General features: G+C 63.5%; 17 protein-coding genes. 12 read left to right on the plus strand and 5 right to left on the minus strand.

Going from position 1 to position 20,454, the window contains the following annotated elements; genetic code table 11:
- Positions 1–29: 29 nt before the first annotated feature.
- The 3 genes from JAB4_RS08745 to JAB4_RS08755 all read right to left on the minus strand — a co-directional run bounded on the left by JAB4_RS08745 (position 30) and on the right by JAB4_RS08755 (position 4,937).
- Positions 30–3,002 (minus strand): sensor histidine kinase, encoded by a 2,973-nt coding sequence (locus tag JAB4_RS08745; protein ID WP_070224623.1) that lies wholly within the window; start codon positions 3,000–3,002, stop codon positions 30–32.
- 125 nt (positions 3,003–3,127) lie between these two features.
- Positions 3,128–3,706, minus strand: a complete 579-nt coding sequence (locus JAB4_RS08750; RefSeq protein WP_070224622.1) for a Fe-Mn family superoxide dismutase — start codon at positions 3,704–3,706, stop codon at positions 3,128–3,130.
- Between the two features lie 211 nt (positions 3,707–3,917).
- Positions 3,918–4,937, minus strand: coding sequence for a substrate-binding domain-containing protein (locus tag JAB4_RS08755; protein WP_070224621.1), 1,020 nt, complete (start codon positions 4,935–4,937; stop codon positions 3,918–3,920).
- 444 nt (positions 4,938–5,381) lie between these two features.
- On the opposite strand from JAB4_RS08755, the gene JAB4_RS08760 reads away from it, so the two are divergent.
- The 6 genes from JAB4_RS08760 (at position 5,382) to JAB4_RS08785 (ending at position 13,510) form a co-directional block, all read left to right on the plus strand.
- Positions 5,382–6,674 (plus strand): extracellular solute-binding protein, encoded by a 1,293-nt coding sequence (locus JAB4_RS08760; RefSeq protein ID WP_070224620.1) that lies wholly within the window; start codon positions 5,382–5,384, stop codon positions 6,672–6,674.
- Between the two features lie 7 nt (positions 6,675–6,681).
- Positions 6,682–7,674 carry a sugar ABC transporter permease gene (locus JAB4_RS08765; RefSeq protein ID WP_070224619.1) on the plus strand — a complete coding sequence of 331 codons (993 nt, stop codon included), beginning with the start codon at positions 6,682–6,684 and terminating at the stop codon, positions 7,672–7,674.
- Complete coding sequence (locus JAB4_RS08770; protein ID WP_034751746.1) at positions 7,671–8,489, plus strand: carbohydrate ABC transporter permease; 819 nt, start codon at positions 7,671–7,673, stop codon at positions 8,487–8,489. Before JAB4_RS08765 ends, JAB4_RS08770 begins: the two co-directional genes overlap by 4 nt.
- Before the next feature lie 32 nt (positions 8,490–8,521).
- Positions 8,522–9,898 carry a GH1 family beta-glucosidase gene (locus tag JAB4_RS08775; protein ID WP_070224618.1) on the plus strand — a complete coding sequence of 459 codons (1,377 nt, stop codon included), beginning with the start codon at positions 8,522–8,524 and terminating at the stop codon, positions 9,896–9,898.
- Position 9,899: 1 nt separating this feature from the next.
- Entirely contained in the window at positions 9,900–10,973 is a 1,074-nt protein-coding gene (locus JAB4_RS08780) for an ATP-binding cassette domain-containing protein (RefSeq protein WP_070224617.1), read from the plus strand.
- An 86-nt stretch (positions 10,974–11,059) separates the two neighbouring features.
- The gene (locus JAB4_RS08785; protein WP_070224616.1) at positions 11,060–13,510 is read left to right on the plus strand and encodes a TonB-dependent receptor; all 2,451 of its coding nucleotides are present in this window, start codon (positions 11,060–11,062) and stop codon (positions 13,508–13,510) included.
- 94 nt (positions 13,511–13,604) lie between these two features.
- On the opposite strand, the gene xseA is transcribed toward JAB4_RS08785, so the two are convergent.
- Positions 13,605–14,966: an exodeoxyribonuclease VII large subunit gene (xseA, locus tag JAB4_RS08790; RefSeq protein WP_070224615.1), complete on the minus strand. Its 1,362-nt coding sequence runs from the start codon at positions 14,964–14,966 to the stop codon at positions 13,605–13,607.
- Between the two features lie 316 nt (positions 14,967–15,282).
- Positions 15,283–15,414 (minus strand): hypothetical protein, encoded by a 132-nt coding sequence (locus JAB4_RS30920; RefSeq protein ID WP_265334726.1) that lies wholly within the window; start codon positions 15,412–15,414, stop codon positions 15,283–15,285.
- An 880-nt stretch (positions 15,415–16,294) separates the two neighbouring features.
- Here JAB4_RS30920 and JAB4_RS08795 point away from each other — a divergent pair.
- From JAB4_RS08795 to adk, 6 genes are all read left to right on the plus strand, one after another.
- Positions 16,295–16,900 (plus strand): MotA/TolQ/ExbB proton channel family protein, encoded by a 606-nt coding sequence (locus JAB4_RS08795; protein WP_070224614.1) that lies wholly within the window; start codon positions 16,295–16,297, stop codon positions 16,898–16,900.
- Positions 16,897–17,340 carry a biopolymer transporter ExbD gene (locus tag JAB4_RS08800; RefSeq protein WP_070224613.1) on the plus strand — a complete coding sequence of 148 codons (444 nt, stop codon included), beginning with the start codon at positions 16,897–16,899 and terminating at the stop codon, positions 17,338–17,340. The genes JAB4_RS08795 and JAB4_RS08800 overlap by 4 nt, the downstream gene beginning before the upstream one ends.
- A gap of 113 nt (positions 17,341–17,453) precedes the next feature.
- Positions 17,454–18,509 (plus strand): tetraacyldisaccharide 4'-kinase, encoded by a 1,056-nt coding sequence (gene lpxK / locus JAB4_RS08805; protein WP_070224644.1) that lies wholly within the window; start codon positions 17,454–17,456, stop codon positions 18,507–18,509.
- Entirely contained in the window at positions 18,490–18,666 is a 177-nt protein-coding gene (locus tag JAB4_RS08810; RefSeq protein ID WP_010395789.1) for a Trm112 family protein, read from the plus strand. The genes lpxK and JAB4_RS08810 overlap by 20 nt, the downstream gene beginning before the upstream one ends.
- A 2-nt stretch (positions 18,667–18,668) precedes the next feature.
- Entirely contained in the window at positions 18,669–19,427 is a 759-nt protein-coding gene (kdsB, locus tag JAB4_RS08815; protein WP_070224612.1) for a 3-deoxy-manno-octulosonate cytidylyltransferase, read from the plus strand.
- A 275-nt stretch (positions 19,428–19,702) separates the two neighbouring features.
- Positions 19,703–20,359 carry an adenylate kinase gene (gene adk, locus JAB4_RS08820; RefSeq protein ID WP_070224611.1) on the plus strand — a complete coding sequence of 219 codons (657 nt, stop codon included), beginning with the start codon at positions 19,703–19,705 and terminating at the stop codon, positions 20,357–20,359.
- The last annotated feature ends 95 nt before the right edge of the window (positions 20,360–20,454 follow it).

Consider the following 20,454-nt stretch of genomic DNA (forward strand, 5'->3'; position numbering starts at 1 on the left):
GGCGTGCTCCGTCAGCCCCGCCGGCACCGTCAGTAGGCCAGGCGGCCCGGCACGCTCACTTCGATCTGCGTGCCGGCGCCGGGCCGGCTGTCGATGCGCAGGCTGGCCCCGATGCCGGCGGCGCGCTCGCGCATGCCGACCAGGCCCCAGTGGCCGGGCCGCTGGCCCGTTTGCGCCACGGCGTCATCGAGGCCGCAGCCGTCGTCGCGCACGCGCAGGGTGAATGCCTGCTCCGCATAGTCGAGTTCCAGCACGATGTTTGCCGCCTCCGCATAGCGCGAGGCGTTGAACAGCGCTTCGCGCGCGATGGCATAGACCTCGTCATGCACGCGCGGCTGCAGGCGCCGGCAGCTGCCGCTGACGTGCACCGTGAAGGCGTGCGCGCGGTGCTCGGCCAGGCCCTTGCCGAATTGCTGCAGCGCCAGCCGCAGTTCGTCCGGTTCGGCCGAGGCGCGCAAGTCCATGATCTGGTCGCGGCCTTCGATCAGCAGCTGGTCGGCCAGGTTGAGGGTGCCGTCGAGGCGCGCCCGTTCGCGCGTGCCCTTGGGCAGCATGTCCGCATGCGCATGGAACGACAGGATCAGGCCCTGCACGCTTTGCAGCAGGGTGTCGTGCAGCGAGCGGGCGATGCGCGAGCGTTCGGCCAGCCGCTCCTGCAAGCGTTCCTGCAGCCGTTCCTGCATGTTGCGCGTCAGATGGCGGATGCGCAGCACATAGCCGCCGTACAGCAGCAGCGCGGCGCCCAGCACCAGCAGCACGACGAACCACGGCGTCTGCACGAAGGCGGGTGCGATGACGATGTCGAGCTTGGCTCCCTGCGTGTTCCACACGCCGTCTTCGTTGGCCGCCGTGACGTCGAAGCGGTAGCTGCCCGGTGCCAGGTTGGTGTAGTACGCCTCGCGGCGCCCGACCGCCTCTTGCCAGCCGGCGTCCACGCCCGCCAGCCGGTAGCGCAGGCGCACGCGTTCCGGCATCGACAGGCTCAGCGCCGTGAAGCCGATCTGCAGGGTCTTGCTGCCTTGCGGCAGCTGCAGCGGCTTGCCATCGTCGAGCGCGTAACGCGCGCCATTGGCCAGCAAGCTGTGGATCTGCACGGGCGGCGGCAGGCGATTGCGGCGGATATGCAGCGGGTCGAGCATGGCGATGGTGGCCGAGGTGGAGAACCACAGCTTGCCGTCGGGCGCATGGATCAGAGAAGGCACGGGGCGCAGTTGCGAAGCATGGCCCTGCAAGCCGTCGAGTGCGTCGAAGCGTTCCGAGGCGACGGCGCTGCCGTCCCGCATCCACGCGGCCAGGCTGGCGGCGCCGATATGGTCGATGCCGTCCGCGCCATGCAGCCACAGGTCGCCGTCCGGCAGGCGCACGATGCCCGACACGCCGCGAAACGCCGCGCCGCGCGCGCCGCGCAAGGTGTGGAAGCGCCCGGCGCGGTACAGGGCCACGCCGTTTTCGCCGCCGGCCCATATCGCGTCGCCATCGCGGTACAGCTGCAGCACGGTGCCCACCTGCAGGCCCTCGGCCGCGCCGAGCCGCCTGACGGCGCCCGCGCGCTGGCCGTCGGCCACCAGGCTGACCGTATTGTCGGCATGGCCCAGCCAGACGGTGCCGGCGCCATCGATCGCCATGGCCGTGGTCAGCACCGCCGGCAGGCCGGACAGGCCGCCGTTCGCGATCCATTTTCCTTCGCTCAGGCGAAACAGGCCGCCGCCGGAAAACGAGGCCCACAGGGCGCCCGAGCGGTCCTGCTGCAGCGCCTGCGGATCGAGTCCTTGCAGGGGCGCTGTCACGCGCGTCATCGTGCCGTCGCGTGCGCGATGGTGCAGCTCCTGCTCGTTGCCCAGCCACAGCGTGCCGTCGGGCGCCCAGTGGCTGGCCGCCAGCGCCCCTTTCAAGATCACTTTTTTCATCCCGTCGGCCGTAAAGCTGCGCACGTCGCTCACGTAGTCGCCGATCCACACGTCGCCATCGGGTCCCGCCAGCATGCCAGGGTGGTCGAAGGGCACGGCGACGGGCAAGGTCTGCAGGCGGTTCGGTCGCAGCCGGTCCAGGCCCGTCGAGGTGCCGAACCACAGATTGCCCTCGCGGTCCTGGAACGACGTTTGCGGCAGCGGGCCGCTGATGCCGTTCTGGCGCGTCAGGCGCTGGGCCGGCAGACTGGGGCCGGCAGGGTCGAACTTGCGTTCGATGCCATCGGGTGTCATCAGCCACATGGTGCCGGCGCGGTCGAAGCGGATGCCGTTGCCTCTGGCGTCGGGCCGGATGGGCGCATCGCCGCGCGGCGCGCTGGTGCGCACGCGGTAGTAATTGCTGTGCGTGTCGACGGCCCAGATGGCGCCATCGGGCGCTTCATCCATGCTGGTGAGCATGGTGCGCGGCCAGGCATGGGAAAAGCGCGCCTGGCCCGGCTTGCGGAAAAAGACGCCATGCATGGTGCCCATCCACTGCGTGCCATCGCGCCCGAACAGGATCTGGTACACGCGCTTGTCGGGCAGGCCCACGTTGGCCGCTTGCGCGACGAAGCGGTCCGCGCCGGGCGCCAGGCGCGCCGCGCCATCGCGCGTGCCGACCCAGATGGCGCCGTCGGGCGCTGCCTCGATATGGAACACGGCGCCCGGCGGCAAGCCGTCCGCTTCGCGGTAGGTGCGCGCGCCACCCTGGCGAAAGACGCTGACGCCGCCGAGACGGTAGCCGACCCACACGGCACCGTCCGGCGGCGTGGCCAGGCCCAGCACATTGCTCGATGGCAGGCGGTGCCCGTACACGCTGTCGACGCGGTCGAAGCGCACGCCATCGTAGCGGTACAAGCCCGTGGCCGTGGCGATCCACAGCCAGCCATCCTTGCCCTGGGCGAATTTAAGCACGTCGACGGGCGCGCCTTGCAAGGCGCCCCAGGCATTGTGGGTGTAGTCGGACAGCAGGGGCGAGGGGGCGGCCGCGCATGCGTGCAGGTGGCACGCCAGCAGGGGCAACATCAACAGGCGGCGCAGCAGGCGAGCGGACATCGGTGCAGAGGAAGATGGCGGTGGCGGGGCAGTGATTGTAGCGCAGCGCCGTGCGTTTCAGCAGGCGAAAAAAAACCTGCGCGGGATGGCGCAGGCTTTTTTTGCCCTACGTTGACAAGGACCGCTTACGCGAAGTTCTTGGCAACGAAGTCCCAGTTGACCAGGCCCCAGAACGTTTCCACGTACTTGGCGCGCAGGTTGCGGTAGTCGATGTAGTAGGCATGTTCCCAGACGTCGCAGGTCAGCAGCGGCTTGTCGCCGGTGGTCAGCGGGCAGCCGGCGTTCGAGGTGTTGACGATGTCGACGGAGCCGTCGGCTTTTTGCACCAGCCAGGTCCAGCCCGAACCGAAGTTGCCCACGCACGACTTGGTGAATTCTTCCTTGAACTTGTCGAACGACGACCATTTGGCGTTGATCGCGTCAGCCACGGCACCCGTAGGCGCGCCGCCGCCGGCCGGCTTCATGCCGTTCCAGTAGAAGGTGTGGTTCCATACTTGCGCTGCATTGTTGAAGATGCCGCCCGACGATTTCTTGATGATCTCTTCCAGCGACAGGTTCTCGAACTCGGTACCCTTGATCAGGTTGTTCAAGTTGGTGACATACGCCTGGTGATGCTTGGCATAGTGGTATTCCAGGGTTTCTTTCGAAATATGCGGCGCCAGAGCGTCCATTTCATACGGCAGTGGTGGCAGAGTATGTTCCATGTGATGTCCCTTTATGGTGAGTATTCGGAGTCTACCGGCCTGCGGCCGGAGGGTTGAGCCAAGCTTGCTTGAAGCAGGCATTCTTGCTGAACGAGCCACTATTGTAAAGCGGATGCGCCATTGCTGCAGATTCCCGCACGCGTTGCGGATGACGGTGGCGTAGTGATTCTCGTTCAGCCTGAATCGGGCGTCATACTCTCCGTTGTGGATGTTATCGGATGCGCCGCGTGGTTTCGCGTACGATCAGTTCCAGCGGCGGAATGGCCGCCTGCACGGCTTCGCCGTTGATCAGGCCCAGCAGCGCTTCCGTGGCGATGCGGCCGATGTCGTACAGGGGCTGGTGGATGGTCGTCAGCGGCGGCGTCGTGTAGGACGAGCCGGGCAAGTCATCGAAACCGACGAGCGAGATATCGTCGGGCACGCGGATGCCCTTGCGGTACAGGCACAGGCGCACGCCATAGGCGGACAGGTCATTGGCGGCGAAGACGGCGCTGAATTGCTGCTGCGTATCAAACAAGTGGTTCATGGCCAGCATCCCGCTTGCCTCGTGGAAATCGCCTTCCGCCATCAGTTTCGGGTCGATGGCGATGTCTGCTTCGCGCAGCGCGCGTTGGTAGCCCGTCAGGCGCTCGGCCGCATCCGTGTTGTTGGCGGGCCCGGCCACGAAGGCGATGCGCCGGTGGCCCAGTTCGATCAAGTGGCGCACGGCCAGGTAGGCACCGTATTCGTTGTCGAGCTTGAAGCCGATGGCGCTTTTCGTGGCCAGCAGGCGGCCCGTCGAGACGATGGGCCGCTGCTGCGAGAAATCGAGCACGCTCTCGTCCGAGATGCGCCCCGACAGCAGGATGATGCCGTCGACCTTTCGCGCCAGCAGCAAACGGATGCGGTCCGCTTCTTCCTGCGCATTCCAGTGCCCGCTGACGATGACGGAGGCATAGCCCGTGTCCTTCAGCCCATCGTCGACGCCGCGCAGGCTTTCATCGAAGAAGGGGCTGGAAATATCCTGCACCACGATGCCGATGGTCATCGAGCGGCCCTTCTTCAAGCCCTGCGCCATCTGGTTCGGCGCGAATTTCATGTGCGCGATGGCCGCCAGCACGGCGTCGCGCTTGTCATCGGACACCCTGGCCGTGCCGTTCAGGATGCGCGAGACGGTGCTGGGCGACACGCCGGCCTGGCGGGCCACGTCGAGCAGGGTGGAAGGGGGAGCAGCATGGGCGCTATCGTTCAAGGCGGTTCCTGGGTGTCAAGATGGCTGGTCGTCAGTGCTCTGAAAACCTTTTCAGCGAAAGATTACCATAAATGGCCGATAGCGCCGCAGATCGGGGTAGGTCGGCGTAGGTCGGGTTAGCCCTGCGGGCGTAACCCGACACATCACGGCCAGCAATGCGCCGGAACATGCCTCTGCCGCCAACAATATTGTCGGATTACGCGTTGAAACGCTAATCCGACCTACGCTTGAAAACGTTTTCACAAAAAACAACAGCAAGCCCGGCAGTTTGTATTTTCGCCTTTTTCATAGGAGAACACACGCTACGGCGTTCAGTTTTCCACGTTACCCTCAATAAAAATGACAACTTTTTCGGTTGACTTGATTTTCTTTGCGGTGTTAAATGGACACATGTTGTGAAAACGTTTTCAAGATAGAAGACGCTCAATAATCGGAGATGAAATAATGAAGTCAAGCATCCTTGGCGCCGCCCCTTTGGTAGCGCTGACCCTGGCCTGTGGCGTGGCCGCCGCGCCCGCCGCCATCCCGCCGGCCGCACCGCCTGTGCCGGCGCTGGCCCCGGCCACGATTACCGTCGCCTCGTTTCCCGACCTGGACCGCGCCGTCAAGACGGCCTTGCCCCTGTGGGAAAAGCTGTATCCGCAAGTGAAGGTCAAGCTGGTCAGCCTGCAGATCGACGACCACCATAACTCGATGACGACGGCGCTGGCGGCCGGCGCGCGCCTGCCCGACGTGATGGCCATCGATTTCCGCTATGTGGGCAGCTTCGCCGAATCGAAGGGCATGGAAGACCTCTTGCTGCCGCCCTACGGCGCAGGGCAGTACCGCGCCCAGTTCGTGCCGTTCACCTTCGTGCAGGCGACCAGTTCGCGCGGCACCCTGGGCGCCATGCCGGCCGACCTGGGGCCGGGTACTTTGTTCTACCGCAAGGACTTGATGGACAAGGCGGGCATCAAGGAAGCCGACCTGACGCAATCGTGGGAGTCCTACATCGCCGCCGGCAAGAAGCTCAAGGCCGCCACGGGCACCTATCTACTGGCCGGCGCCAGCGATCTGGCCGACATTTATATACGCGCCAATCTGAAGGATGGCGAAGGCATTTACTTTGGCGACAAGGGCCAGGTGCTGGTCGACTCGCCCCGCTTCGTCAAGGCCTTCGAACTGGCGAAGGCGGCCAGGATCGCTGGCATCGATGCGCGCACCGTGGCCTGGACGGGCGAGTGGGCCGAAGGTTTTAAACGCGACAAGGTGGCCAGCCAGATGATGGGTTCCTGGCTCAGCGGCCACCTGGCCAAATGGCTGGCGCCCGATTCCAAGGGCCAGTGGCGCGCGGCGAACTTGCCGGCCGGCGCGCTGGCGTCCTACGGCGGCTCCTTCTACGGCATCCCGAAAAAGGCGGCGAATAAAACCCAGGCCTGGGAATTCATCAAGTTCATGACCGTCAACAAGGATATCCAGCTGCATTCGCTGAAAGAGATCGGCGCCTTCCCCGCCCTGAAAGCGGCATATGCGGATCCGATGATGGACGAGCCGCAAGCGTACTTCGGCGGCCAGAAGACGCGCCTGCTGGCACGCGACACGGCGGCGAAGATTCCCGTCATCCGCGTCGACAAGTTCGACGCCGTGGCGCGCGACATCGTCAATATGGAACTGGAAAGCGTGCTGGCGCAAAACAAGGATATCAAGACGGCGCTGGCCGACGCCAAGGCCCTGATCACCCACCGCGCGCGGCGCTAGGAGCAGCATGACTACCTCCATGCCTTGTACCGAGCGCGCCGCCGTCCCGGCGCGGCGCGCCAGGAAGCGCTACAACATGAAGCAGTGGGCGCCATATATTTTCATCAGCCCCTTCTTCATCCTGTTCGCCGTCTTCAGCCTGTTCCCGCTGCTGTTTTCCATCTATCTGTCGTTCAACCAGTGGGAAGCGGCCAGCGGCGTGGAAGCCATGCAGTGGGTGGGCCTGGACAACTACAAATACGCCTTGAGCGACCCGTGGTTCTTGCGCTCGCTGGGCAATACGCTGTGGCTGGCGCTGGCCTCGGGCGTGCCGCAGCACCTGGTCGCCATTCCGCTGGCAGCGTTCATCCACAACAGCTTCAAGCGCTCGCGCAACCTGGTGATCGGCATTTACTTTTTACCGTTCATCACCTCCAGCGTGGCCATCGCCATGGTCTTCAACACCCTGTTCTCGCGCGACTACGGCCAGATCAATGTGCTGCTCCAGTGGTGCGCCAGCCTGCCGCTGGTGGGAAGCCTGTTTCCGTCAGAGTCCATCGACTGGCTGGGCAGCTCGCTGTTCATCAAGCCGGCCGTCGCCTTCGTGATTTTCTGGCGCTACCTGGGCTGGAACCTGGTGCTGTACCTGTCCGCGCTGCAGGTGATACCGAAGGATTTATATGAAGCGGCCACCATCGACGGCGCCTCGACACGCCAGCAGTTCTGGTACATCACCCTGCCGCAGCTGCGCCCCATGATCTACCTGGCCGTCACCTTGACCATCATGGGCAATCTGCAGCTGTTCGAGGAACCGTTCGTGCTGGTGGCCGAATCGAGCGGCGTAAGCCAGTCGGTGATGACGACGGCCATCTTCGTCTACAAGACGGCGTTTTCCTCAGGCGACTTCGGCACGGCGTCGGCCATTTCCTGGCTGCTGTTCCTCATCATCGCCAGCACCACCTGGGTGAATAACCGCATCTTCAGCCGCAATGAACGTCATGAACGCAAGGAGGCCCGATGAAAACCACCCGCTGGACGGCCTACGCCATGGTGGCCATCGGCGCCCTGATCATGGTCGCGCCGTTCTACTTCATGTTCGTCTTCGCCACGCACACGAGCGCCGAGATCTACAGCCTGCCGCCGCCGCGCTGGTTCGGCACGGCCCTGCTGAACAACCTCGAACTGCTGCAGGAGCGCCTGCCGTTCTGGCGCAATATCGGCATCAGCCTCTACGTGGCCTTGATGACCACCGCCCTGACTTTGTTCTTTTGCTCGCTGGGCGGCTATGCCTTCGCCATGTACGAATTCCGCTTCAAGCGGCCCCTGTTTACCCTGGTGATGGCCTCGATGATCATCCCGTCCTTCATGAACATGATCCCGACCTTCATGCTGATGGATTTCCTCGGATGGCTGGACCAGCCGCGCGCCTTGTACGTGCCGGGAGCGGCCGGCGCGCTGGGGATTTTCCTGATGCGCCAGTACATCGGCACGGCGATACCGAAGGACCTGATCGAGGCGGCGCGCATCGACGGCTGCGGCGAATTCGCCATCTACTGGCGGGTCGTGCTGCCGCTGATCGGCCCCGCCATGGGTACCCTGGGCCTGATCACCTTCATCAACTCGTGGAACAATTTCATCACGCCGCTGGTCGTCATGCGCTCGGTCGAGAACTACACGATCCCGCTGGCCCTGCGCAGCATGCAGGCGCCGAACAATACGGAGTGGGGCGCGCTGATGACGGGCGCCGCCATCGCCGTGCTGCCGCTGCTGCTGATGTTTTTTGTCGCCTCGAAGCGCCTGATCGAAGGCCTGACCCAGGGTGCCGTCAAAGGCTGATCCACACATTTATCTCAACCCCTCACACTGACATGACCACCATGCATAACGACGACATCGACACCAACTTCCCCGCCACCTTCACCTGGGGCGTGGCCACCAGCGCCTACCAGATCGAGGGCGCCGCCGCCATCGACGGCCGCGGCCCGTCCATCTGGGATACCTTCAGCCACACGGACGGCAAGATCATCGACGGCAGCAATGGCGACGTGGCTTGCGACCATTACCACCGCTATGCCGAGGATGTGGAGCTGATCGCCAGCCTGGGCGTCAACGCCTACCGCTTTTCCATGTCCTGGTCGCGCGTGCAGCCTGCGGGTTCCGGCGCCTGGAACGAGGCGGGCTTCGATTTCTATGCGCGCCTGCTCGATGCCCTGGCCGCCAAGGGTCTCGATGCCCATCTGACCTTGTACCACTGGGACTTGCCGCAAGCCTTGCAGGACGAGGGCGGCTGGCTCAACCGCGCCACCTGCTATCACTTCGCCGCCTACGCGGCCGAGGTGGCGCGCCGCTTCGGCCACAAGGTCGCCAGCATCGCCACGCACAACGAGCCGTGGTGCACGGCCGTGCTGGGCCACGGCACGGGCCAGTTCGCGCCCGGCATGGCCGATCCGGCCGCCGCCGTGCAAGTGTCGCACCACCTGCTGCTGTCGCACGGCCTGGCCATACAGGCGATGCGCACGGTGAATGCGCCGGCGAAACTGGGCATCGTGCTCAATCAGTGGACGGCCACGCCGGCCACCGACAGCGCCCAGGACCGCGAACTGGCCGAACTCGAATATGCGCGCTCGGTGCAGTGGTATATGGACGCCATATTCAAGGGCCGCTACCCGGCCCTGGCCCTGAAACACGCCGACGCTTCTGCTTTGGCTATCTTTGAAAACGATTTCATCGATATTAAACAGCCCATCGATTTCCTCGGCGTGAACTATTACACGCGCGCTTACATGAGCGCCGAGACGCCGCCGCGCAAGCCCGAATACAAGCTCGGTGTCAACGACATGGGTTGGGAAACTTATCCGCAAGGCTTGACGGAACTGCTGGTCGGCCTGCACCGCGAGTACCGGCTGCCGCCCGTCTACATCACGGAAAACGGCATGGCCGTCGCCGACAAGCCCGTCGGCGGCAAGATCCACGACGAACCGCGCATCGAGTACGTGCGGCTGCACCTGGACGCCCTGCGCGCCGTGATCGCGCAGGGCATCGACGTGCGCGGCTATTTCTACTGGAGCCTGATGGACAACTTCGAGTGGAACTCGGGCTACGCCAAGCGCTTCGGCATGCTGTACGTCGACTATGCCACGCAGCAGCGCAGTTTCAAGGACAGCGCCCTGTGGTACCGCGATTTCATCGCCGCGCAGCGCGCGTCCCACGCACCGGCCCAGCTGGTCCTGGCCGGGGAGCACTGAGATGGCTGCCATCTCGCTGCGCGGCATCCGCAAGACCTACGGCGACGGCCCGGAAATCGTCAAGGGCCTCGATCTCGATATCCACGACGGCGAATTCATGGTCTTCGTGGGACCGTCCGGCTGCGGCAAGTCGACCCTGCTGCGCATGATCGCGGGACTGGAAGACATCAGCGCGGGCCAGCTGCGCATCGGCGACTTGCTGGCCAACGACGTGGCACCGGCCGAGCGGGGCATCGCCATGGTCTTTCAGAGCTACGCCCTGTATCCGCACATGACGGCGCGCGACAACATGGGCTTTGCCCTCAAATTGGCGGGCCAGCCGGAAGCCGAAGTGCGCGCCGCCGTCGGCAAGGTGGCCGAGATTTTGCAGATCACGCACCTGCTTGACCGCAAACCCAAGGCCTTGTCGGGCGGCGAACGCCAGCGCGTGGCCATCGGCCGCTCCATCGTGCGCCAGCCCAAGGTGTTTTTGTTCGACGAGCCGCTGTCCAACCTCGATGCGTCCTTGCGCGTGCAGACGCGCATCGAGCTGGCCAAGCTGCACCAGGAACTGGGCACGACGATGATCTACGTGACGCACGACCAGGTCGAGGCCATGACCCTCGGTGACCGGGTCGCCGTCTTCCATGGCGGCCACCTGGAGCAGGTGGGCGCGCCTTTGGCCCTGTATCGTCATCCGGCCAGCCAGTTCGTGGCCGGTTTCATCGGCGCGCTGCGCATGAACTTTTTGCCGTGCGCCGCCGTCCCGGCCCTGGCCAGCCAGCTTGGCGGCGCGGCGGGCATGCTGGTCGGCATACGCCCGGAACACCTGCGCCTGGTGCCGCGCAATGAAGGCTACGGCGCCACGGTGACCCTGATCGAGCAGCTGGGCGATGCGCAGATCATCCACGCGACGCTTGACGATCGCATCGACGGCGGCCCGCATGTGGTGGCCATCAAGCTGCACGGCGAGGCGCGCCACGCGCTGGCGCAGGGCAGCACCATCGGCTTCGCGCCGGAAGAAGGCCATGCCTTTCTATTCGACACGGCCGGGCGCGCCGTGGCTACCCATAGACCCCGCACGGAGGCGACATGACTTCAGATTGACACCCAAAAAATGTGCAGCAATAGCCAAAGAGCTATGTGATCATCATTCAACCAGCGGTACAGGAGACAACAACAATGCAACAGCTCAAACGCAATACCATCGCCCTCAGCCTGGCGCATGCGACCTTCGCCCAGTTCATCTTGCTGGGCAGCGGCGCCGCCATGGCCCAGGAGGCTGCAGCCACGGACGCGGCAAAACCGGCAGCCGAACAGATGGACCGCATCGTCGTCACGGCCACGCGCCGCAATACCTTCGTGCAGGAGACGCCGCTGGCCGTCACCGCCTTCAACCAGGACACCCTGCAAAACAATCAGGTCAAGGATCTGGCGTCGCTGGCCACCATGGTGCCCAGCCTCGTCGTCGAGCAGCATGGCGACTCGGGCGGCGTGCACGTCTACATGCGCGGCGTGGGCTCGGCCAACCACACGGAGCTGGGCGACCCGGCCGTCGCCTTCTATGTCGACGGCGTGTATTCGCCGCGTCCCCAGGGCGCCACGGCGCTGATGTACGACTTGAGCCACGTCGAGGTGGCGCGTGGACCGCAGGGCACCCTGAACGGCCGCAATTCGACGGCCGGCGCCGTCAATCTCGTCTCCGCCGCGCCAAACACATCGAAGTTCATGGGCTCGGCCGGCATCACCGTCGGCGACTACCGCCACCTGCAGACGCAGGGCATGATCAACATTCCGTTTTCCGACGACGTGGCGCTGCGCATCGCCGCCATCAAGGATAGCCACGACGGCACGGTGGACTTCCGCCGCGGCTCGAACGTCATGCCGGGCACGGCCAAGTATGGCGCCGGCGACCAGATGGGCGTGCGCGCCTCGCTGCTGTGGAAGTTCACGCCGCAGTTGCGCGGCACCTTCATCGCCGACTACTTCCTCGACCAGGGCGCCGGCAACGTCTACCTGGCGGCGGAACCGAAAACGGGCGAGAAGCTGCGCTCGGCCCTGATCGACACGCCGGGCACCCTGGACCAGTCGATTTTGACCTACAAGGGCAAGCTCAATTACAAGCCGACGGATGCGCTGGACTTCACGTACCTGGGCAGCTGGAGCCGCTACAAGCGCCAGAACAGCAACGATGCCGATGCGGGGCTGTTCCCCGGCTTCAAGTCGGAAAACCGCACCGACTGGGCGCAGTTCGACAGCTATTCGCACGAACTGCAGGCGCGCTCGGACGACGATGCGCCGTTCCAGTGGGTGGCCGGCCTGTTCCTGTTCAATGAAAAGAACAAGGTGCGCTTCGATATCGACCGCAGCCAGATTTCGCAGGCGGCCGTGCAGCAGGATATCGCCAACGGCGCCGTGATTTTCGTGCAGCCCACCGTGGGCCAGTATGCCTCGTCCATGTCCTTCATCCAGGGCGACCGCCAGCTCAAATCGAAAGCCGTGTTCGGCCAGGTCAGCCAGCAGCTGACGGACCAGATCAAGCTGACGGCAGGCGCGCGCTACACGAAAGACCATAAATTCGACGTCGGCGGCCAGAACTGGGCGTGCCCGAACTGGCCCGCGAACACGCCGCTGGGCACCACCGTGCTGACCGCCGACCAGCTGCGCCAGCTGGTCACGCCGGGCACGGGCCTGGCCAACACGCACAATATCGGGCCCGGCGGCGCCATCACGGCGGCCGCCTGCGGCAATACGCCGGGCGACAATACGGCCGACCTGAAATACGGCCAGGCCACCTGGCTGGGCCGCATCGAGTACAAGCTGCGGCCGGACATTCTGCTGTTTGGCTCCGTGACGACGGGCTTCCATTCGCCGGCCATCGGCGACGGCGGCGCCACCACCAAGCCGGAAAAGCTGACCAGCTATGAAATCGGCTTCAAGTCGGACTTGCTGAACCGCGAACTGACCCTGAACCTCGATGCCTTCCTGATGAAGTACAAGGACAAGCTCGAATCGCAGGTGGTCAACAGCGTGCTCGCCAACTTCAATGCGGCCGGCGCCACCGTCAAGGGCCTGGAAGCGGAATGGGTGTGGCGGCCGACGAAGGTCGACCGCCTGACGGGCAACGCCACCTGGCTCAAGGCCGTGTATGACGACTTCATGTCGTGCGACGTCGATGCGGCGCGCGCGAATGGTCAGTCCTGCGGCTCGACGGCGCCGCTGGTGAACGTGGGCGGCAGCACCATGAAGCACGCGCCGAAGTTTTCCACCACCGTCCAGTACGAGCATGATTTCACGGTGGCCGGCGGCCAGCTCACGCCGCGCGCTTCGGTGCATTATGAAACCATGTCGTACGTGGGCGCGGGCGCATTCAACGGCGACGTGCCGGGCCATGCGGGCGTCAAGCGCCAGGAAGCCTACACGACCCTGGACCTGAGCCTGCGCTTCCAGCCGGCGAACAAGGCGTACACGGTGGAAGCGTTCGTGCAGAACGCCACCGACAAGGCGGTCAAGCTGGACGTCAATGAAATCTGCACGGACGTGGGCATGCCGTGCCAGCCGACGCAGCAGATCTACGGCGCCTTCTACAACGCGCCGCGCACGTTTGGCGCGCGCGTGTCGATGAAGTTTTGATGAGGTAGTGTGAAAGAGCAGTTGCAGTCGCAGTCCACTCAGTAGGGGAAGGTGTTGGGCCGGGGAGCTTCCCCGGCCTTTTTTATTCCAGCGCTTATTCCAGAGTTGCCTGCACGCTGGCGATGCCGATCTGCGCGCTGCCTTCGGCCAGGCGCACGTTGACGTTCTGGCGCGCCTGCAGTTGCGCCGGCGAGCGCACGATGGCGCCTTTTTCGTCGCGCAGGATGGCATAGCCGCGTTCCAGGGTGCGCTGGGGATTCAACAGCTCCAGCTGCGCCGCCAGGCCGTCGAGGCGGTGGCGCCGCTGGCTGAGCAGCTGCGCCATGGCCGCGCCGCCGCGCCGCTGCGCTTCCACCAGGCGCGCGCGCGGCGCAGTGACGTCGGGCCGCAAGGCGGCCCAGCGGTTGCGCAGGCGTTCCAGTGCGTACTGCGACTGCTTCACGGGCGCGCGCGCCGCATGCGTCATGGCCGTGGACAGGGCCAGCAGCTGCAGGCGCTGCTGCTGCAGCTGCGCCTTCGGGTTGAGCAGGCGGCGGCTATGGCGGTCCAGGGTTTGCGCCGCGTCGTCGAGGCGGCGGCGCATGGCGCGGCGCAAGTCCGTTGCGTCGGCGCGCAGGGAAGCCATCCAGTCGGCGCGCGGCGTGGCCGCCAGTTCGGCCGCCGCCGTCGGCGTGGCCGCGCGCAGGTCGGCTGCGAAGTCGGCGATGGTGAAATCCGTCTCGTGGCCCACGCCGCTGATCACGGGCATGGAACAGTCGGCGATCGCATGCGCCACGGCTTCATCGTTGAACGACCATAAATCCTCGATGCTGCCGCCGCCACGGCACACCAGCAGAACGTCGCACTCGGCCCTGGCTGATGCCGTGCGGATCGCGTGCGCGATTTTTTCCGGCGCCTGCTGGCCCTGCACGGGCGTGGGATACAGGATGATGCCCACGTGCGGCGCGCGGCGCTTGAGCGCGATCAGCACGTCGCGCAGGGCGGCCGCCTGCGGGCTGGTGACGATGCCGATGCTGCGCGCGAACATGGGGATGGCGCGCTTGCGTTCCTGGTCGAACAGGCCCTGCGCGGCCAGTTTTTCCTTCAGGCGCTGGAACGCTTCGTACAGGGCGCCCACGCCGGCGCGGCGAATGGCTTCCACGTTGATCTGGTAATCGCCGCGCGCGCCGTACAGGGTGACGAGGGCGCGCACTTCCACCTTGTCGCCTTCGCGCGGCGTGAAGCCGGCAAACTGGGCGCGGCCGCGGAACATCACGGCGCGCACCTGGGCGCCATCGTCCTTCAAGGTGAAATACCAGTGGCCGGAAGCGGCGCGCGTGAAGTTGGAAATCTCGCCGGCGATCCAGGTCAGGGGGAACGAGCGCTCGAGCAGGCGCGCGACGGCCTGGTTCAGGGCGCTGACGGTCAGCACGGGCGGGGCGGCAAAGCCGCTGTCAGTCGGGGTGTCGTTCATCATCAGGCAAGGGGAAAGAAGAAAGCTGTCCACATATTATCGGCGAGGTCATGCTTATGTCATATATCGTGCAAAACAACAAGATCTATTTCTAAGTAATTGATTTCATGCAGAATTCCCGCATGCCTGATTTGCGTGCACAGGGAAAAAATCCTTTAATATCAAGCACATCAGTGCAGCCCCTGCCACTTACGCACAAAGTTATCCACAGAAAGTGTGCGGAACTTTTTGCCTTGGACAAACATGGCCGGGCAGGCTGCTTTCGGTGAAGAAAAATGCCTTGCTACATTTTTGCGCACGGAAATAAAGTGTATAGGAATCAAGTGCTTAGTATGCCATGCATGGCCTTGCGCACAATCTTATCCACAAAAAATGTGCAGAACTCTGGCACGGCAGCGGATTTAGCCAGCGGAATGCCCATGGCATGGCTTGCCTGAATTTTGCGCAGCATAAAAATAGCCATATAGATCAAGGGTCTAGCGTGCAGTCGTGCGCCTTGCTCACAATCTTATCCACAGAATATGTGCAAAACCGCATAAATCGTTTCGTCTTTTCTCCGGGTTTTCCAGGGCGTGAGTAGGCGCTTGCGCTGCCTTATTTTTTAGCATTGAAAAAAACTCCTTTAAAATCAATGCTCTTGCATGGAGTCAATCGGCTTGCTCACAATCTTATCCACACTTTATGTGTGAAACTGGCTTCGCGGTGGAAAACTGCGTTTTTGAAGTCAAATCGGACGCTGAAAACCCAGCTTTTCAGCCCTTGCTACATTTTTATGCACGGCAATAAAAACGATATAAATCAATGTACTTAGCGTTTATCTTTGAGCTTGCGCACAATCTTGTCCACAGATTGTGTGCAGAACTTTGACGCTCCTTCTGCCGCCGATTGCGCGCTGCCTGCCACTTTTTTACTCATTGATTTAATTTTGTTTAAAATCAATTACTTAGATGAATTGCACGGCTTTGCGCACAATCTTGTCCACAGTAAATGTGCAGAACTCTGCAAGTATTAATTTATTGACATTGACTACTGTCGATAAGCTGCTATGCCTGTATTTTGCGCAGCACGATATTCTTCATGAAAATCAAGGGCTTGCGTGCTGGACTTCATGCTTGCTCACAATCTTATCCACACAAAGTGTGCAAAACTGTGCGCTGGAGCAGCGGCCCGCCGCGCCGTGTGGACAAGTACCATGCAGCCGCCACTTGCCGCCGGCGCGGCAACGCGCTACATTGCGCCATTCCTGCGCGCACGTGCCATCGGTCTTCGGCGCTCGGTACAATACAGGCTGTCCGGGCGGTCCATCGCCTTCCCTTTACCAGGAGTTTCTTTTGCTCGCTATATTTCAAGCCGCTGGCTGGCCCATCTGGCTGTTGTTGATCGCTTCCATCGTCGCCCTGGCCCTGATCATCGAGCGCCTGCTGTATTTGCGACGCGCCAAGATATTGCCACGCAAGCTGTTCGATGAAGTGGTGCAGGTATATCGCAGCGGCAAGATCACGCCGGACACGGTGGCCAAGCTGGAAGATAATTCGCCGCTGGGCGTGGTGCTGGCCGCCGCCTTGCGCAACGTCGATGCGCCGCGCGAAGTGATGAAGGAATCGATCGAAGAGGCGGGCAGCGGCGTGGCCCACACGCTGGAGCGGTTCCTGACGACCCTGGGCACCATCGCCACCCTGGCCCCGCTGATGGGCCTGTTCGGCACGGTGGTGGGCATGATCGAAATCTTCGGTTCGCAAAACGCCAGCGGCTCGAATCCCGCCCAGCTGGCCCACGGTATCTCGGTGGCCCTGTATAACACGGGCTTCGGCCTGGCCATCGCCATGCCGACCCTCGTCTTCTACCGCCATTTCCGCGCCCTCGTCGACAGTTTCGTCATTGACATGGAGCAGCAAGCCGTCAAGTTCGTCGACATCGTCCACAGTGGTCGCAAATGAACTTCCGCAAAGGCAAGGGGCGTGAAGACCCCGAAATCAACCTGATCCCGTTCATCGACGTGCTGCTGGTGATCCTGATCTTCCTCATGGTCAGCACCACCTACAGCAAGTTTACGGAGCTGCAGATCACCTTGCCGACGGCCGACGCCGAGCAAGCCAAGGAGAAGCCGCAGCAGATCGACGTCACCATCGATGCCAAGGGCAATTACACGGTCAACCGCGAACCCATATCGTTCCGCGACGTGGCCGGCCTGGCCGACGCCCTGCAGAACGCGGCCAAGGCGGCCAACGGCGGCAAGGCGCCCGCGCAGACGCCCGTGGTCGTGGTCAACGCCGACCAGTTCGCCATGCACCAGATGGTCATCCACGTGATGGAAGCGGCGCGCCTGGCCGGCTATGAAAAGCTGACGTTTGCGGCGCAGGCGGGCAGCAGCAAGTAGGTCGGCTTAGCCGGAACGGCGTAAGCCGACACAAGCCGCAGCCGAGCATGTCGGATTACGCTGCGCCTGGCGGCGCGGCTAATCCGACCTACACCATTTTTACGTCTTCCTTCATGCCCACATCCTCCCCCGCCAAGCTTGAAACCACATTGACCCGCGCCTGGCTGACGCGCGGGCCGCTGGCGTGCGCGCTGTGGCCCGTCTCGCTGCTGTTCGGCGCCCTGAGCGCCGTGCGGCGCGGCCTGTATCGCGCCAACATCATCAAATCCGCGCGCCTGCCCGTGCCCGTCGTCGTCGTCGGCAATATCTTTATCGGCGGCACGGGCAAGACGCCGCTGACGATCTGGCTGGTGCAAGCCTTGCGCGACGCGGGCATGCGCCCGGGCGTCATTTCGCGCGGCCATGGCAGCGCCGACCGTTCGCCGCGCGCCGTCACGGCTGCTTCCACGCCGCAGCAGGTGGGCGACGAGCCGCTGCTGATCTTCCAGCGCGGCGGCTGCCCCGTGATAGTGGGGCGCGACCGCGCGCAAGCGGGCAGGGCGCTGCTGGCCGCGCACCCGGACGTCGACGTGCTCGTCACGGACGACGGCTTGCAGCATTACGCCTTGCGGCGCGACGTGGAAATCGTGCTGTTCGACGGCCGCGGCGCGGGCAATGGCTGGCTGCTGCCGGCCGGCCCCTTGCGCGAATCGCCGCGCCGCCGGCGCGACGTGACGGTGATCAATGCGCCCGAGCTGGCGCCGGTGCTGGTGGACCAGGTCGCGCCCAAGGGCGGCCTGGTGGTGCAGATGCGGCTCGATGGCGGGGTGGCTGAGCGCTTGACGGACCGCAGCGAACGCATGCCGCTTGAAACCCTGGCGGCCGGCGGCCAGCGCATTGTGGCGGCGGCCGGCATCGGCAACCCCCGGCGTTTCTTTGCCATGCTGCGCGGGGCCGGACTGGACTTCGCGGAACTGCCCTTGCCCGACCATCACGACTTTCTCGACCAGCCATTTGCTGCCCTCGACACGGATGTGATCTTGATCACCGAGAAGGATGCAGTAAAATGTGCGCAAATTGAATATCTCAAAGACGACCCGAGACTGTGGGTCGTCCCCGTCAGTGCGCGCATCGATAGCGCGCTGGCCCAACAAATTGTGGAGAAATGTCGTGGACGCTCGACTGCTTGATATCCTGGTCTGCCCTGTTTGCAAGGGTCCGCTTGAACACGATAAGAAGGCGCAGGAACTGATTTGCCGCGCCGACCGCCTCGCCTATCCTATCCGCGATGGCATCCCCATCATGTGGGCGGACGAAGCGCGCACCCTGCAAGACGCAGTGGAATAACGATGGCGTTCATCGTCATCATCCCGGCCCGCCTGGCTTCGACCCGCCTGCCGGGCAAGCCGCTGGCCGACCTGGGCGGCAAGCCCATGGTGGTGCGCGTGGCCGAGCAGGCAGTCCTGTCCGGCGCCGCGCGCGTCATCGTCGCCACCGACCATGCATCGATCCGCGACGCCTGCGCCGCGCATGGCGTGGAAGTGTGCATGACGCTTGCCGAGCATCCGTCGGGCACGGACCGCATCGCCGAAGTGGCGCTTACGCTCGCGTTGCCGCCGGACGCCGTCGTCGTCAACCTGCAGGGCGATGAACCGCTGATCGATCCGGCCCTGCTGGCCGCCTGCGCGGCACAGATCAGCGCCGCAGTCCCCATGGCCACGTGCGCCCATCCGCTGCATGACGTGCTTGAGGCCTTCAATCCGAATGTCGTCAAGGTGGTGCTGGACAAGGCAAACCGTGCCTTGTATTTTTCGCGCGCCACCATCCCCTGGCACCGCGACGGCTTTGCCCAGTCGAAAGACAGCTTGCCGGCCGGCTACGTGCCCTTGCGCCATATCGGCCTGTATGCGTACAGCAATGCATTTTTGCAAACGTATCCCACGCTCTCCGCGTCGCCGCTGGAAGCGATCGAGGCGCTGGAGCAGTTGCGCGTGCTGTGGCACGGTTACGCCATCGCCGTGCACGTCACGGACTCGGCCCCGGCCGCCGGCGTGGACACGCCGGAAGATCTGGAACGCGTGCAGGCGCACTACCGCCACGCCACCTGAGAAAACGTCCATGGCTGCCTTGCCCTGAACGTTTTTCAGGCGCCGTGCGTGCGCGAGAAAAACTTTATGCGGGGCCTGCCACAAAAAACCACATTTTGAAACACCTGCTTCGCTAATTGCTGGCTTTGATCAATCAGGGCATAGCAATTCGACAGCAAACTGGCGTTCCGGGGATTTTTTGTGGTAAGTTTCGTAGGGAAAGATAGCCATAGCAACATCATCTAAAAATAATTACACATACCACCATCCAAAATCTGTTTTTTAGGAACTTTTCAATGCGTCTGATACTTTTAGGAGCACCCGGTGCCGGCAAGGGCACCCAAGCTAACTTCATCAAAGAAAAATACAATATTCCACAAATCTCCACGGGCGACATGCTGCGCGCGGCGATCAAGGAAGGCACCGAACTGGGCCTGGCAGCTAAGAAAGTCATGGATGCGGGCGGCCTCGTGTCGGACGACATCATGATCGGCCTGGTCAAGAACCGCCTGCAGGAAGCCGATTGCGCCAATGGCTACCTGTTCGACGGCTTCCCGCGCACCATCGCGCAAGCGGACGCCATGAAGGATGCCGGCATCAATGTCGACTACGTGCTGGAAATCGACGTGCCGGATGAGTCGATCATCGAGCGCATGGACGGCCGCCGCAGCCACCCGGGTTCGGGCCGCGTCTACCACGTCAAATTCAATCCGCCCAAGGTCGACGGCGTCGACGACATCACGGGCGAGCCGCTGATCCAGCGCGACGACGATAAGGCGGAAACGGTCAAGAAGCGCCTGGACGTGTACCACAACCAGACCAAGGTCTTGCTCGGTTACTACAACGACTGGGCCAAATCCGGCCTGCCAGGCGCGCCGAAATACCGCCGCATCGCCGGCGTCGGTCCGGTCGAGCAAATCCGCGACAGCGCATTTGCCGCCCTGGCGGAATAAGCAGTATTGAAAAGCGGACCTCAGTGTCCGCTTTTTTTGTGCCCGCTTTTCAGGCAGACTGCAAGCATGGCTGTATGTCTTACGTTTTCGTAGTT

Source organism: Janthinobacterium sp. HH102 (assembly GCF_001758625.2).
Classification (GTDB): domain Bacteria; phylum Pseudomonadota; class Gammaproteobacteria; order Burkholderiales; family Burkholderiaceae_D; genus Janthinobacterium.

What these genes read in the sequence shown, in the direction of transcription:
- JAB4_RS08775 (WP_070224618.1), top strand. Translation starts at nt 8,522, where the DNA reads ATGACCACCATGCATAACGACGACATCGACACCAACTTCCCCGCCACC.
- adk (WP_070224611.1), top strand. Translation starts at nt 19,703, where the DNA reads ATGCGTCTGATACTTTTAGGAGCACCCGGTGCCGGCAAGGGCACCCAA.
- JAB4_RS08745 (WP_070224623.1), bottom strand. Translation starts at nt 3,002, where the DNA reads ATGTCCGCTCGCCTGCTGCGCCGCCTGTTGATGTTGCCCCTGCTGGCG.
- JAB4_RS30920 (WP_265334726.1), bottom strand. Translation starts at nt 15,414, where the DNA reads ATGCTGCGCAAAATTCAGGCAAGCCATGCCATGGGCATTCCGCTGGCT.
- JAB4_RS08780 (WP_070224617.1), top strand. Translation starts at nt 9,900, where the DNA reads ATGGCTGCCATCTCGCTGCGCGGCATCCGCAAGACCTACGGCGACGGC.
- JAB4_RS08770 (WP_034751746.1), top strand. Translation starts at nt 7,671, where the DNA reads ATGAAAACCACCCGCTGGACGGCCTACGCCATGGTGGCCATCGGCGCC.
- JAB4_RS08760 (WP_070224620.1), top strand. Translation starts at nt 5,382, where the DNA reads ATGAAGTCAAGCATCCTTGGCGCCGCCCCTTTGGTAGCGCTGACCCTG.
- xseA (WP_070224615.1), bottom strand. Translation starts at nt 14,966, where the DNA reads ATGATGAACGACACCCCGACTGACAGCGGCTTTGCCGCCCCGCCCGTG.
- JAB4_RS08800 (WP_070224613.1), top strand. Translation starts at nt 16,897, where the DNA reads ATGAACTTCCGCAAAGGCAAGGGGCGTGAAGACCCCGAAATCAACCTG.
- kdsB (WP_070224612.1), top strand. Translation starts at nt 18,669, where the DNA reads ATGGCGTTCATCGTCATCATCCCGGCCCGCCTGGCTTCGACCCGCCTG.
- JAB4_RS08785 (WP_070224616.1), top strand. Translation starts at nt 11,060, where the DNA reads ATGCAACAGCTCAAACGCAATACCATCGCCCTCAGCCTGGCGCATGCG.
- JAB4_RS08750 (WP_070224622.1), bottom strand. Translation starts at nt 3,706, where the DNA reads ATGGAACATACTCTGCCACCACTGCCGTATGAAATGGACGCTCTGGCG.
- lpxK (WP_070224644.1), top strand. Translation starts at nt 17,454, where the DNA reads ATGCCCACATCCTCCCCCGCCAAGCTTGAAACCACATTGACCCGCGCC.
- JAB4_RS08765 (WP_070224619.1), top strand. Translation starts at nt 6,682, where the DNA reads ATGACTACCTCCATGCCTTGTACCGAGCGCGCCGCCGTCCCGGCGCGG.